At 66.3% G+C, this 12,020-nt stretch carries 13 protein-coding genes; 6 read left to right on the top strand and 7 right to left on the bottom strand.

The window, feature by feature from the left end:
- The coding region (locus tag Q8Q80_RS06430; protein ID WP_305632127.1) for a phosphomethylpyrimidine synthase ThiC at positions 1 to 559 on the top strand (559 nt) is incomplete at its 5' end.
- A gap of 573 nt (positions 560 to 1,132) precedes the next feature.
- On the opposite strand, the gene Q8Q80_RS06425 is transcribed toward Q8Q80_RS06430, so the two are convergent.
- The 6 genes from Q8Q80_RS06425 to Q8Q80_RS06400 form a co-directional block, all read right to left on the bottom strand.
- Positions 1,133 to 1,723, bottom strand: coding sequence for a hypothetical protein (locus Q8Q80_RS06425; RefSeq protein WP_305632126.1), 591 nt, complete (start codon positions 1,721 to 1,723; stop codon positions 1,133 to 1,135).
- Between the two features lie 105 nt (positions 1,724 to 1,828).
- Positions 1,829 to 2,329, bottom strand: a complete 501-nt coding sequence (locus tag Q8Q80_RS06420; protein WP_305632125.1) for a heme-binding protein — start codon at positions 2,327 to 2,329, stop codon at positions 1,829 to 1,831.
- 32 nt (positions 2,330 to 2,361) lie between these two features.
- Positions 2,362 to 2,775, bottom strand: coding sequence for a c-type cytochrome (locus tag Q8Q80_RS06415; RefSeq protein WP_305632124.1), 414 nt, complete (start codon positions 2,773 to 2,775; stop codon positions 2,362 to 2,364).
- Positions 2,776 to 2,860: 85 nt separating this feature from the next.
- Positions 2,861 to 3,658 (bottom strand): ABC transporter substrate-binding protein, encoded by a 798-nt coding sequence (locus tag Q8Q80_RS06410; RefSeq protein ID WP_305632123.1) that lies wholly within the window; start codon positions 3,656 to 3,658, stop codon positions 2,861 to 2,863.
- 4 nt (positions 3,659 to 3,662) lie between these two features.
- Complete coding sequence (locus Q8Q80_RS06405; RefSeq protein WP_305632122.1) at positions 3,663 to 5,408, bottom strand: PQQ-dependent dehydrogenase, methanol/ethanol family; 1,746 nt, start codon at positions 5,406 to 5,408, stop codon at positions 3,663 to 3,665.
- A 280-nt stretch (positions 5,409 to 5,688) separates the two neighbouring features.
- Positions 5,689 to 6,483, bottom strand: a complete 795-nt coding sequence (locus tag Q8Q80_RS06400; protein ID WP_305632121.1) for a hypothetical protein — start codon at positions 6,481 to 6,483, stop codon at positions 5,689 to 5,691.
- 316 nt (positions 6,484 to 6,799) lie between these two features.
- On the opposite strand from Q8Q80_RS06400, the gene chrA reads away from it, so the two are divergent.
- The 4 genes from chrA (at position 6,800) to Q8Q80_RS06380 (ending at position 10,465) form a co-directional block, all read left to right on the top strand.
- Entirely contained in the window at positions 6,800 to 8,167 is a 1,368-nt protein-coding gene (chrA, locus tag Q8Q80_RS06395; RefSeq protein ID WP_305632120.1) for a chromate efflux transporter, read from the top strand.
- Positions 8,168 to 8,272: 105 nt separating this feature from the next.
- Entirely contained in the window at positions 8,273 to 9,004 is a 732-nt protein-coding gene (locus tag Q8Q80_RS06390) for a YkgJ family cysteine cluster protein (RefSeq protein WP_305632119.1), read from the top strand.
- 519 nt (positions 9,005 to 9,523) lie between these two features.
- Complete coding sequence (locus Q8Q80_RS06385; RefSeq protein ID WP_305632118.1) at positions 9,524 to 10,006, top strand: VOC family protein; 483 nt, start codon at positions 9,524 to 9,526, stop codon at positions 10,004 to 10,006.
- Between the two features lie 147 nt (positions 10,007 to 10,153).
- Positions 10,154 to 10,465, top strand: a complete 312-nt coding sequence (locus tag Q8Q80_RS06380) for a hypothetical protein (RefSeq protein ID WP_305632117.1) — start codon at positions 10,154 to 10,156, stop codon at positions 10,463 to 10,465.
- Positions 10,466 to 10,603: 138 nt separating this feature from the next.
- On the opposite strand, the gene Q8Q80_RS06375 is transcribed toward Q8Q80_RS06380, so the two are convergent.
- Positions 10,604 to 11,161 (bottom strand): flavodoxin, encoded by a 558-nt coding sequence (locus Q8Q80_RS06375; protein WP_305632116.1) that lies wholly within the window; start codon positions 11,159 to 11,161, stop codon positions 10,604 to 10,606.
- Between the two features lie 175 nt (positions 11,162 to 11,336).
- Here Q8Q80_RS06375 and Q8Q80_RS06370 point away from each other — a divergent pair, with 175 nt between their 5' ends.
- Positions 11,337 to 11,510: a hypothetical protein gene (locus Q8Q80_RS06370; RefSeq protein WP_305632115.1), complete on the top strand. Its 174-nt coding sequence runs from the start codon at positions 11,337 to 11,339 to the stop codon at positions 11,508 to 11,510.
- Positions 11,511 to 12,020: the final 510 nt, after the last annotated feature.

The raw sequence follows: 12,020 nt of genomic DNA, 5'->3' as shown, positions 1-12,020 counted from the left end.
GCAGCTGGACTGGTGCGACGAGGCGCCCTTCTACACGCTGGGCCCGCTGACCACCGACATCGCCCCCGGCTACGACCACATCACCAGCGGCATCGGCGCGGCGATGATCGGCTGGTACGGCACGGCCATGCTCTGTTACGTCACCCCCAAGGAGCACCTGGGGCTGCCGGACAAGGACGACGTGAAGACGGGCATCATCACCTACAAGCTCGCCGCCCACGCGGCCGATCTGGCCAAGGGTCACCCGGGCGCGCAGATCCGCGACAACGCGCTGTCCAAGTCGCGCTTCGAATTCCGCTGGGACGACCAGTTCAACCTCGGGCTCGATCCGGACAAGGCGCGCGAATTCCACGACGAGACGCTGCCCCAGCACGGCGCCAAGCTCGCCCACTTCTGTTCGATGTGCGGGCCGCACTTCTGCAGCATGAAGATCACCCAGGACGTGCGCGACTACGCCGCCGCCCAGGGTCTGAGCAATGAGGCTGCGCTCACCCAGGGCATGGCAACGAAGTCGATCGAGTTCGTCAAGCAGGGCGCCGAGGTGTACAGGAAGGTGTAAGGCCGCCGCGGAGGCGCCGACGAAAACCGCGACGGTGTCGCCCTTCGCAGGAGCGGACCCTGTCCGCCATGCGTACGTTGAGCAAGCGACGTCGCGTGTCCGAAGACCGCATCGCCTGCGGGGGCGGAGCGGGGGTTTCGGCGAGCACGGCTCGCCGCCCGTGGAGCCGGTCGGCCATGCAGGGCCGACCGTGGGACGGCTCCTACGAAAAACAGCGACAATCTTGCCCCTCGTAGGAGCGGACCCTGTCCGCGATAGGCGCGTCGATCGTGCCCAGCCGCGTATGCGGGGTGCGGATCGCCTGCAGGGGCAGGCTCCTACGAAAACCGCGCCGAATTCCGTGTCATGCGATGTCTTTCGTAGGAGCGGACCCTGTCCGCGATAGGCGCGTCGATCACGTGACGTCGCGTGTCCGAAGACGGGATCGCCTGCGGGGGCGGAGCGGGGGTTTCGGCGAGCACGGCTCGCCGCCCGTGGAGCCGGTCGGCCATGCAAGGCCGACCGTGGGACGGCTCCTACGAAAACCGCGATGATGTTGCCGTTCGAGGAGCGGACCCTGTCCGCGATCAAGGCTTACTGCAGCGCCTTGATCTGTTCCGGTGACAGGCCCTTGACGGCCTTCGCCGCCGATTCACGGGCGCGGTCGCGGTCGGTTTCGATGATGGCGTGAACTGAATTCATCACCTTGTCGTAGGCGGCAGCGGCTTCATCCTTGGTGATCTGGCCGGCTGCTGCGCGCTCGCAGGTGCGGTAGAGCGACTCGCGCAGGAAGGACAGCATCTGCGTACGTTCGGCCAGCCTGACGACTGACGCGTCGAGCTCGGCCGATCCGCCTTGCGCCTTGCCCTGCGTGGCTTCCAGCCGTGCGATGAGTTTGAGGGTGGCGTCGGGCGCCGCTTCCGCGCAGCCGCGGATGGCGGGCGCCGGCGCGACAGCCGGTGCGGCAGCGGTGCCACTCGCCGCCGGACGCGCGGGCTCCGCCATCCCGAGCTTTTCGCTCAGCGTGACCGCCGGTGTCACCGGTTTCAGTGAATGGTCGTACTTTGCCCAATACTGCTTGTGGCTGTCCGGCGCCTCATCACGCCCGGCGCTTTTCGTCCCGAGGCCGGCACAGCCGGACAGGAACAGCGTGGCGAGCGCGACGGATATCGGCAGGGATTTCATTCTGGCTCCTTTTGAGTTCTTGGTATGTGTTGTGCCGCGGCTCGGCGGCAGCGTGCATCCATCTTCTTAGCAAGAAGAAGGCCAGAGAGGTGCCGGCCCAACCCGTCACATCAGATGCTTGACTGCGTCCAGCGCCTTCTGCGCGCACACTTCATCTTCCTCTTCCGAGCCGCCGCTGACACCGATGCTGCCGATGTGCGCGCCTTTCGAGGTCACGATCGGCAGACCCCCTATTATGGTGGTGGTACGCGGAATCAGTTCGGCGCCGATCACCGTCTTCGACAACTCGCGGAACTGGCGCGTCGAAAACGGCGCGCCGGCCGACGTGTCGGCCTTCAGCTGCGCCACACGGATGCTGATCAGGATGCTGCCATCCATCCGGCTGAAATGCTTCGGATTGCCGGCTTCGTCGTTGATCGCGATGATCATGCGCCAGCCCTTTTCCTTCGCGAGGCGTTCGCACGCATCGGCCATCAGGCGGGCAGTGGCCAGATCGAGCGTCGGGCGCGCAGACTGCGCCTGCGCGGGTGCGGCCATCAGTGCGCCTGCGCAGGCGACGGCGGCCACCAGGCCACGCGATGCAGCATTGATGCGTTTGTTGTTCATCAGGTTCTTTCCGTTGAGTCGTGATGCAGCGGTCAGTAGTAGGGAATCTCGTCGTCATCCTTGGCGAGCTTGTCGGATGCCTGAACGCGCAGCCCCTCCTCCCGCAGGAAGGCGATGATCTGCCAGATTTCTTCTTCCTTCAGCGAGTTGGCGAAGCCACCCATCTGGGTACCGGCACGACCATGGGCAATCAGCTCGAACATCTGTCCGTCGCTGTTCGCACCACCCGGCCCCCAGGCGCCCTTGACCAGCTGCGGCCCCTTGCCGCCCTTGCCGCGCGAGTTGTGGCACTGCTGGCAATTGCGCCCGAACAGCTCTTCGCCCTTGCCGGCCGCACTGCGATCGCCGGCCATCGGATTGTTGGCCGGCGCCTGGCCCGGACCGAACGCCTGCACGCCGCCAGCCAGCGCCATCAGCAGCACGCACCGTGCTGTGTATCGAATCATCTGCGAATCCTCCCGTTGCGCGTCGAGTTGCGCTTTCAGTTGCAGCCCGCGGGCAGACAACGCCCGCATGGCTGGTTAATGTCCTTCATCTGCCGCCGTGCCCGATGGCCGGTGGCAGCCCGTTGCGCGTGGCGATCGCGTCAAGCGTGCCATCGGCCTGCAACGCGCCGAGTGCCGCATCGACCGCGCCCGTCAGCGCCGTGTCGCTGCGCTTGCTGACCATGACAAAGCGGGTCTGCAGCGCCGGCGCCTGAAGCGCCTCGCGCACGACCACACCTGCGGGCAATGCATCACCCGCCACCCGTCCTGCCCACAGCAGACCGGCGCCGATCTGCCCCTTCGCCAGCGCGTCCAGCAGAGCCGAGCTGCCGGAGAACGGCGAGCGGTTGAAACCGCCGGCCAGCAGGTACAGATCAGCTGGCGTGGCGGTGACCGCGCCGATCTTCTGCGCGCCCACCCCGGCCATCGATCCGATCGCGCTGGCGGACGGCGTCAGCAGCACATAGCCGACCGACACATAGGGCTGCGACGACAGCAGTCCGCGTGTCGACAGGTCATCATCGCTGCCCTCGGTCACCGGCATGCCGGCGAACAGCTCGCAACTGCCGGCCTGCACCGATTCCTTGAGCGCACGTCCCAGACCGCCGCGTTCCTGCAGCGTGATCCACTGCCAGTGCACCGCGCGGCCGAGACGCGCCGCGATGGCCTGCGCGACCTCGACATCGACCCCTGCCGGTGCAAGGGTGCGCGAAGAAAACGGCGGGTTCTGTTCGACCACGCACACGCCGAGCGCGGCGGGTGCGCCGCCGGCTGACACCGGCAGCGCGGCACACGCCAGCAACCCGAGCAGGCTTCGCAAAAAACGTGCCGCGCTGCGCATCATGCGTTCAGTCCGCAAGACCGAACACCATCATTCCGCCGCCGCGGTTCTGCTGCTTGAACAGCTCGCCGTAGACCAGCGGCCACAGGCTGCCGCCGCCCGGGCCATACACGATGGCGACGTACTGCTTGCCGTCGACCGTGAAGGTGGTCGGGTTGCCGTGAATGCCGGTACCGACATTGAAGCGCCACAGCGTTTCACCCGTGTCGTCGCGCATGGCCGCGAAGAAGCCTTCCGCATCGCCCGAGAAAACGATGCCGCCGGCGGTCGCCAGCAGGCCGCTGGTGGCCGGCGTGCTCTGCGGACGCGACCACACCTGTTCGCCGGTGGTGGCGTTGAACGCCTTGATGCCGCCGGTGTACGGATTGGCCTTCAGCACCTTGGACGACAGGAACCACTCGCCGCGCTTCCATTCCATCTTCTTGGCCTGGACGTCCATCGAACTGTCGATGAAAGGCACATACAGCAGCTTGGTCTGCGGGCTGTAGGCCGCCGGGTGCCATTCCTTGCCGCCGTCGAGAATCGGCGCGATGTCGGTGGCGATCTTGTCGTAGCCGGGCACCTTGTCCGGATTGACGATCGGACGGCAGTTGTCCTTGAAGCCGGTCACCCAGTTCACGCGCGCGATCGGCACCACCCAGTTGCACTTGCCATTGGTGCGGTCGATCGAATACAGGTGGCCGTTGCGGTCACCGTGCAGCCACACCTTGCGACCCTTTTCGTCGTCGACCAGGATGGTTTCGTTGTTGCCGTCGTAATCCCAGGCATCGTTCGGCGTGTACTGGAAGTGGAACTTGATCTTGCCGGTCTTCGCGTCCATCGCCAGCGTCGAGTTGCTGTACAGGTTGTCACCCTTGCGCACCGACGGATCGAAGTCGGGTGCCGGATTGCCGACCCCCCAGTAGATCGTGTTGGTCTTGGCTTCGTAGTTGCCGGTCAGCCAGGCGGACGCGCCACCGGTGCGCCACGAATCGTTGGCCCAGGTTGCGGCGTGCGGGTCACTCGGGCTGTTCGGCCGGGTCAGCGTCTGCCAGATGATTTCGCCGGTATCCGGATCGAGCGCAGTGATCTTGCCGACGTTGCCGCCGACGTCGCCACCCGAATTGCCGACCACGATCTTGCCGTCGGCGACCAGCGGCATCGACGTGTAGATTTCGCCGCTGGTGTAGTCGCCCATCTTCTTTTCCCACACGACACGGCCGGTGGTGTTGTTCAGCGCGACGATGTGGGTGTCCAGCGTGGCCATGTAGACCATGTCCTTGTACACCGCGACACCGCGATTCACCGCTTCGCAGCACAGGCGCGGGCCGAGGTCGCCGGGCAGCGAGCGCTCGTACTTCCAGATCATGCGGCCGGTCGAACCATCGAGCGAGAACACCTTGTTCTGGCTGGCGGTGACGTAGATGCGGCCATTCACCACCGTGGTCTGGCTGACCTGCGCGTCATTGACGCCGAATGACAGATTCCACTTCGGCACCAGCTTCTTCACGTTGTCGCGCGTCACCTGTCCGAGCTGCGAAAAGCGCCAGCCCTGATAGTCCTTGCCGTAATGCAGCCAGTTGTTGGCGTCCTTGTCGGCATGGATGAGCATGTCGTCGCTGACGTAATTCGGACGCCACTTGAAGGTCGCTTCGAGCACGTTCACGCCGAGCGGCGGTTCCGGATCTTCGGCCTGCACGGCGGCATTCAGGCCGAACATCGCGATCAGACAGGTCAGGAAAGGTCCGGCAAGGCGACCGGTTTGCTTGTTCATGGGTTCTCCTCCGTTTTTTTCGGATGCGCACAGCGGCACCCGGCGACGACGCGCGGGAAGAGAACTGCATCATCCATGCCAAAACGGCGCAGGCCGGGCATGACGGCACCGCAGGGGAAAAAATCCTTTGTGATCAAGGCGGGTAAATTTCCCCAAGCCAAAAGGGGTTATTCCTGAAACAGGCGGGCGCGCGGAAGGATGAGACGAACGTCTCAGCGCGCAGAGGCTACAGGTGTCTCAGGAGGGCAGGCGCGGGCGCGCCCTTTGGTCAGCCCTTTGGTCAGCCCTTCGGACCGAGGCCGAAGAAGGTGCGGAAGCGGTCCCAGCGGCGCTTGAACCAGGCCTTGGGCGTGTCCTGCACGTAGTAGGTCAGCATGAGGGTCCGGCGCTCGCCGTCGGCTTCGGTGGTGCGGCGCGCACTGTGCCAGCTTTCGCGCTCCATCACGGCGAAGGCGTAGCCGCTGGCCGGCATGAAATCCATCGCGATGGTCTTTTCCGCCTCGGGCCCTGTGCGACCGTAGTGGAACACCGTGCCGATGTGGCGCTGCGAGGCGTCCTTCGGCAGATAGAACTGCACGGTGATGGCCTTGGCCATCACGTCGGCGTGGATGCCGATCTGATAGCCGGGCAGGTCGCACACCAGGATGGGGATGGGGTACAGATTGATCTGGTCGATGCTGCGACCGAAGCGGGTTTCCAGCGACTGTCTGAATTTGAGCTTGAATGCGTCCTGCATGTCGCGCGAACGCAGCACGCGCGAGATCGAACCCCACAGCGCACGCTGTTCAGCCGGCAGCCGCCACAGGTGTTCCGGGTACAGATACATGCGCCGACGCGTGCTGCGGCCGTCGGGCTGCATCGCGTCCTTGTGACGCAGGTCGTGAAAACGCTCGCGCGCCGGAATCAGCGCAAGCAGCCGCTCATAGAAGCCGGGCGAGAACACGTTCTGCATATATATATGCTCGAACGGCGACGTCTGCAGCGCACTCGCCGTCACGGCACGCAGCATCGTGGTGTCGGGCGCGGGGTTGTTCGGGGCAGCGTCAACAGGAACGGACAGGGAAGGCTGGGACATGATCGATGGCCTGGCAGCAAAAACTGGCCGCAGGATAGCGCGATGCACGTCGCACGTCAGCGGGCAGGTGTTGTGCGGAAGCTGCAGCGTTTCGGGGGCGCACCGTCATGAAGCTGCGGTACGCTCGGGGCACGGCGTACTGGCTTGCAGCGCAGGGCCGTGTGAGCGGCGTCCCCGCCGCGATCAGTGCCGCGACCATCGCTGTTCGAAGTGCCCATCGCGGCGAGGCCGCCGCTCCCACGAAAACCGGGCGATTTCCGTCCACACTCTGCATCCGACGCTACCGCCCCGCGCCACCGCACTGACCACGCTCACCATGCCGCTGCCCGACACTGCCGACACCTCCCACCCCGCTCCCACCGTGCCGTTCGGCGACGCTTTCCTGTTCTGGCTCAAGCTCGGTTTCATCAGCTTCGGCGGGCCGGCCGGGCAGATTTCGATCATGCACCAGGAGCTGGTCGAGAACCGGCGCTGGATTTCCGAGCGCCGGTTCCTGCATGCGCTCAACTACTGCATGCTGCTGCCCGGCCCGGAAGCGCAGCAGCTGGCGACCTATATCGGCTGGCTGATGCACCGGACCCGGGGCGGCATCATTGCCGGCGTGCTGTTCGTGCTGCCGTCGCTGTTCATCCTGATCGCGCTGTCGTGGGTGTACATCGCGTTCGGCGACGTGCCGCTGGTGGCCGGGCTGTTCTACGGCATCAAGCCGGCAGTGACCGCCATCGTTCTGCAGGCAGCACACCGCATAGGTTCGCGCGCGCTGAAGAACAACTGGATGTGGGCGATCGCCGGCGCGTCCTTCGTCGCCATCTTCGCGCTCAACGTGCCCTTTCCGGCCATCGTCGCCGCGGCGGCGCTGATCGGTTACGTCGGTGGTCGTCTGGCACCGGATAAATTCAGCGCCGGCGGCGGCCACGGCAAGGTGGTCAAGTCGTTCGGCCCGGCGCTGATCGACGACGACACCCCGACGCCCGAGCACGCGCGCTTCCGATGGTCGCGGCTGGCGCGCGTGGCGGTCATCGGTGCTCTGCTGTGGGTGATTCCGATGGCGCTGCTGACGATGGTGTTCGGCTGGGGCCATACGCTGACGCAGATGGCGTGGTTCTTCACCAAGGCGGCGCTGCTCACGTTCGGCGGCGCCTACGCGGTGCTGCCCTATGTGTATCAGGGCGCGGTCGGCCACTACGGCTGGCTCACGCCGACGCAGATGATCGACGGCCTGGCGCTCGGCGAAACCACACCCGGCCCGCTCATCATGGTGGTCGCCTTCGTCGCCTTCGTCGGCGGCTATCTCAGCCACGACATGCAGGCGCTGTTCGGGCCGGACGGCCTGTTCCTCGCCGGCGCCCTCGCCGCGACGCTGGTCACCTGGTTCACCTTCCTGCCGTCCTTCCTGTTCATCCTGGCCGGCGGCCCGCTGGTCGAATCGACGCACGACGATCTGAAATTCACCGCGCCGCTGACCGCCATCACCGCCGCCGTGGTCGGCGTCATCGTCAATCTGGCGCTGTTCTTCGGCTACCACGTGCTGTGGCCGGACGGCTTCGACGGCCGCTTCGACGCGATATCGGCACTGATCGCCGCCGGCGCCGCGGTGGCGCTGTTCCGCTACAAGCGCAACGTGATGCACGTGATCGCGGGATGCGCGGTGGTGGGGCTGGTCGCGAAAACGGTGCTTGGCTGAGCGTCGGGTGCTGCCGCATCGACATCGTTTGCGATACGTCAACCGCTGCCACTGTCGTCTTCCCTAGAGTGCGACGCTGGGATTTTGCGGACGGAGCGGCACGGCATGGCACACGACGACGACAACCTGCGCTTCTTCCGCGCCCGGCATGCGGCCTTCGCGCAGATACTCGACACCCGCAACGACGACGAAGCGCTGCTGGCGCACCTGCTCGACGAGGCCTTCGAGGGCTTCGAACACGCGTTGCAGGCGCGGCTCGATGCCGGTGCCCCGGTCGCCTGCGACCGGGGGTGCGCCACCTGCTGCACGCTGCGCGTCACGGCCACCGCACCCGAGGTGCTGCATGTCGCGCGCCATCTGATGACCAGCGACCCCGCGGTGTGCCGTCGCGTCGTGCAGCGCATCGCCGAAGCCGACGAACGCACCCGCTTTGAAAGCGAAGCGCAGCGGGTGACGCTGCAAAGCCCCTGTCCTTTCGTCGACGACGACGGCGCCTGTGCCATCTATCCGGCCCGGCCGCTGGCCTGCCGCGGCCACGCCTCGCTCGACCGCCATGCCTGTTCGCTCGCCGCCTGCGGGCAGGTCGACGACATCCCGTATTCCGTCGCGCACCGCATGGTGCGCAGCCTGGTGCAGAACGCGCTGCAAGCCGCACTGCGCGACGCCGGCTACGCGTGGGGCGCCTATGAACTGAACCACGCACTGATGCTGGCCTTGTCGCAACCCGAAACCGAGGCCGCGTGGCGTGCCGGCGAAGACGTATTCGCCGACGCCCGGATCGACGACGTCAGCCCGGCCGAAATGGCGAGCACCTTCGACTGGCTCAAAGGCGCGTAGCGCCCGGGCAGCGCCCGTTGTTGGGCATCGCTGCGCTCACCCCAACCTACAGTGGCGCCATATCCGTAGGTTGGGGTGAGCGCAGCGATGCCCAACATCACCACCCAAAACCCCCGTCACCCCACCCCACCCCACACGCCACCGCCCACCTCCCGTAGGTTGGGGTGAGCGCAGCGATGCCCAACATCCCCACCCAAAACCCCCGTCACCCCACCCACCCCACACGTCACCGCCCCCCCGTAGGTTGGGGTGAGCGCAGCGATGCCCAACATCCCCACCCAAAACCCCCGTCACACCACCCACCCCACACGCCACCGCCCCCCGTAGGTTGGGGTGAGCGCAGCGATGCCCAACAACGCACTCCGCCAAAGCGCCGCCCCGTCACCTCGACGAGCCCCCACCCCGCCCGACCTGTCGATCAGGTCCCCCGTCATTCGTCGTAACCCATGCGTGCCCCGTTGCGCGCCACGGCCGGCACGAGGGCCAGTATCGCCCGCGCAATGAATGGGAGCCTGAACCATGACCGCCCGCCCGAAAATCAGCACCTGCCTCTGGTTCAACGACAACGCCGAAGAGGCCATCAATTTCTACCTGTCGGTCTTCCCCGGCGGCGAAATACTTCGATCGGTCCGCAACGGCGGCCATGGTCCCGGGCCGGAGGGTTCGATGCTGGCGGCGACGATCCGGATCGAGGGCCACGAGATCGATGTGATCAACGGTGGCCCGCATTACGCGCTCACCCCGGCAGTCTCGCTGGTCGTGAAGTGCGCGACGCAGGCCGAGGTGGATACCCTGTGGGACACGCTCGGCAACGGCGGCAAACACCAGCAGTGCGGCTGGCTGAACGACCGCTTCGGGCTGTGCTGGCAGATCGTGCCGACCGTGCTGTTCGACCTGCTGCAGAGCCCCGATCCGGCGAAAGCCGGCCGGGTGATGCAGGCCATGCTGCAGATGACGAAGTTCGACATCGCCGCGCTGCAGCGCGCCAGCGAGGGACGCTGAGCCGCCCATCATCGCCTCCGCAGGGTGCCCGCACATCCCTGCGCGCCGCGCCCTCTGTACCGCATCGCGATTCGCCGCCATCATGTGCCGGCTGGCCGCTTCATATGGCGTGAATGCAGCCGGCGCCCCCTTCAACGGAGACCCATCATGAACAGACTGATCGCCGCCCTCGCCACCTCGCTGTGCGCCCTGCTTGCCACCGGCAACGCACTGGCTGCCGACGCGCCGGGGGCCGAACAAGCCGCCGCCGATTCGAAGTGCCAGGCCGCCGCCATCGACAAGAACGGCAAGCCGCTGGCCGGCGCCGCGAAGTCGTCCTTCATGCGCAAGTGCCACGCCGACGCGATGAAGTCCGGCTGCGAAGCCAGGGCGCTGAGCAAGGACGGAAAGCCGCTGTCAGGCGCGGCCAGAAACTCCTTCATGCGCAAGTGCGAAGAGGACGCCAAGCCGGCTGAATAAGGTCTGCGCCGGCGGCGCCGTATCGATCACCAGGCCCGGTCCGCCGGGCGCGCGGTGGGGCAACAGAGCCCAGCAGAGATCGATCCGGCGGTTCGCAGCCGGGACGTGCGCACCTGTCAAACGGCGAACGTCCCGCGCTTACGCCGCTTGCTGCAATTTCTCCAGCAGCAGCGGCTTGACCAGATCGACCCAGGCATCGAGCCGCTCATCGGTCTGCATGCCTTGGGTGCGCTGGTCGATCACCAGGCCGACGAAGCGGCCATCGACCACCGACGCCGAATGCTCGAAGGTGTAGCCATCAGTGGGCCAGCCGCCGACGATTTCGGCGCCGTAGTCCACCAGCACATCGTGCAGCCGGCGCAGCGAACTGACAAAGCGTTCGGCATAGCGCTCCTGCGCGCCCAGACCATACAGCGCGATGCGCTTGCCGCTCAGGTCGGCATCGGCCGGCATCTTCGCCAGGAACTCTTCCCAGTTCGCCTCCAGGCAACCGGCCGAGCGGCCGGGCATGTCGCCCACGCCGTAACTGGGCGTGCCGAGAACGAGCGCGTCGTACTGCATGAGATCCGCCGGCTCAATGCGGTTCACGTTCAGCGGCTTCGCCGCGCACGCGTCGCCCAGCCGGGCGTGGATCTTCTTGGCCACCAGCCGCGTGGTGCCCGTTTCCGTTCCGAAGAAAATGCCGATCCTGTCCATTCCACACCTCGCGCACGCCAGACGACGCGAATGTCGCAAGTGCAGCGACAAACGCAGCAAAGAGACTGCGGCCATGCGCCCCAGCGGACATTCCGGCCGATCCGGGAGGGAGGATGCAAGAAGTGTGCTGCCGGTGAGCCAGGACAAGCCCCGATGCCGATTCAACGGAGGTGCGATGAACGATCTGGTCCGCTGCTACACAGTGAGCGTCGAAACAGAAGGCGGGCTGGCGTCATGCGACCTTTCCAGCATCATCATGACGCTGAACAACATGCCGCAAAGGACCCTGGATTGGGCCACCTCGTGGGACGTCGCTCGCGCGCAGATTGAACGGGCGGCCCCGCATTGAACACATTCAACGCCACGCGACAGAGGCCTTGAGGCGCGGCTCGATGCCGGTGCGCCAGTCGCGTGCAACCGCGGCTGCGCCAGTTGCTGCGCGCGTGACCGCACCCGAAGCGCTGCGCCACGCCGGCTGCGCGCGGAGCGGCCAGCTCCTTGACTGGCTCAACGGGCAGCACCCGGGCAGAGCCCGTTGTTGGGCATCGCTGCGCTCACCCCAACCTACTGTGGCGACGTATCCATTGGTAGGGCTGCCCGACACCCGCACCGAACCGCCGCCCGACAAACCACCGCCCGCGCCACACCCGTAGGTTGGGGTGAGCGCAGCGATGCCCAACACCCCCACCCAATCGTCGCGCGCATCGACCTCATATCAAGGCCACCCGACAGATGCCACGCCACTGTGCAGCCATTCAATGCACCCGCCGCGCCAGCACCTCATCCCGCGGACCCCCATCGACCACGCGCCCACCTTCCACCACGACCACGGTGTCGAAGCGCGCGAGCAGGCTGGGGC

Origin of the sequence: Methyloversatilis sp., assembly GCF_030698125.1 — a bacterium.
GTDB lineage: Bacteria > Pseudomonadota > Gammaproteobacteria > Burkholderiales > Rhodocyclaceae > Methyloversatilis.
Note: the sequence above shows the minus strand (reverse complement) of the source record. Positions and strands in the feature narration are given on the sequence as shown.

Coding starts and splice junctions, on each gene's coding strand:
- Q8Q80_RS06380 (WP_305632117.1), top strand. CDS start 10,154: ATGAACAGACTGATCGCCGCCCTCGCCACCTCGCTGTGCGCCCTGCTT.
- Q8Q80_RS06415 (WP_305632124.1), bottom strand. CDS start 2,775: ATGATTCGATACACAGCACGGTGCGTGCTGCTGATGGCGCTGGCTGGC.
- Q8Q80_RS06375 (WP_305632116.1), bottom strand. CDS start 11,161: ATGGACAGGATCGGCATTTTCTTCGGAACGGAAACGGGCACCACGCGG.
- Q8Q80_RS06390 (WP_305632119.1), top strand. CDS start 8,273: ATGGCACACGACGACGACAACCTGCGCTTCTTCCGCGCCCGGCATGCG.
- Q8Q80_RS06425 (WP_305632126.1), bottom strand. CDS start 1,723: ATGAAATCCCTGCCGATATCCGTCGCGCTCGCCACGCTGTTCCTGTCC.
- Q8Q80_RS06400 (WP_305632121.1), bottom strand. CDS start 6,483: ATGTCCCAGCCTTCCCTGTCCGTTCCTGTTGACGCTGCCCCGAACAAC.
- Q8Q80_RS06385 (WP_305632118.1), top strand. CDS start 9,524: ATGACCGCCCGCCCGAAAATCAGCACCTGCCTCTGGTTCAACGACAAC.
- Q8Q80_RS06370 (WP_305632115.1), top strand. CDS start 11,337: ATGAACGATCTGGTCCGCTGCTACACAGTGAGCGTCGAAACAGAAGGC.
- chrA (WP_305632120.1), top strand. CDS start 6,800: ATGCCGCTGCCCGACACTGCCGACACCTCCCACCCCGCTCCCACCGTG.
- Q8Q80_RS06420 (WP_305632125.1), bottom strand. CDS start 2,329: ATGAACAACAAACGCATCAATGCTGCATCGCGTGGCCTGGTGGCCGCC.
- Q8Q80_RS06410 (WP_305632123.1), bottom strand. CDS start 3,658: ATGATGCGCAGCGCGGCACGTTTTTTGCGAAGCCTGCTCGGGTTGCTG.
- Q8Q80_RS06405 (WP_305632122.1), bottom strand. CDS start 5,408: ATGAACAAGCAAACCGGTCGCCTTGCCGGACCTTTCCTGACCTGTCTG.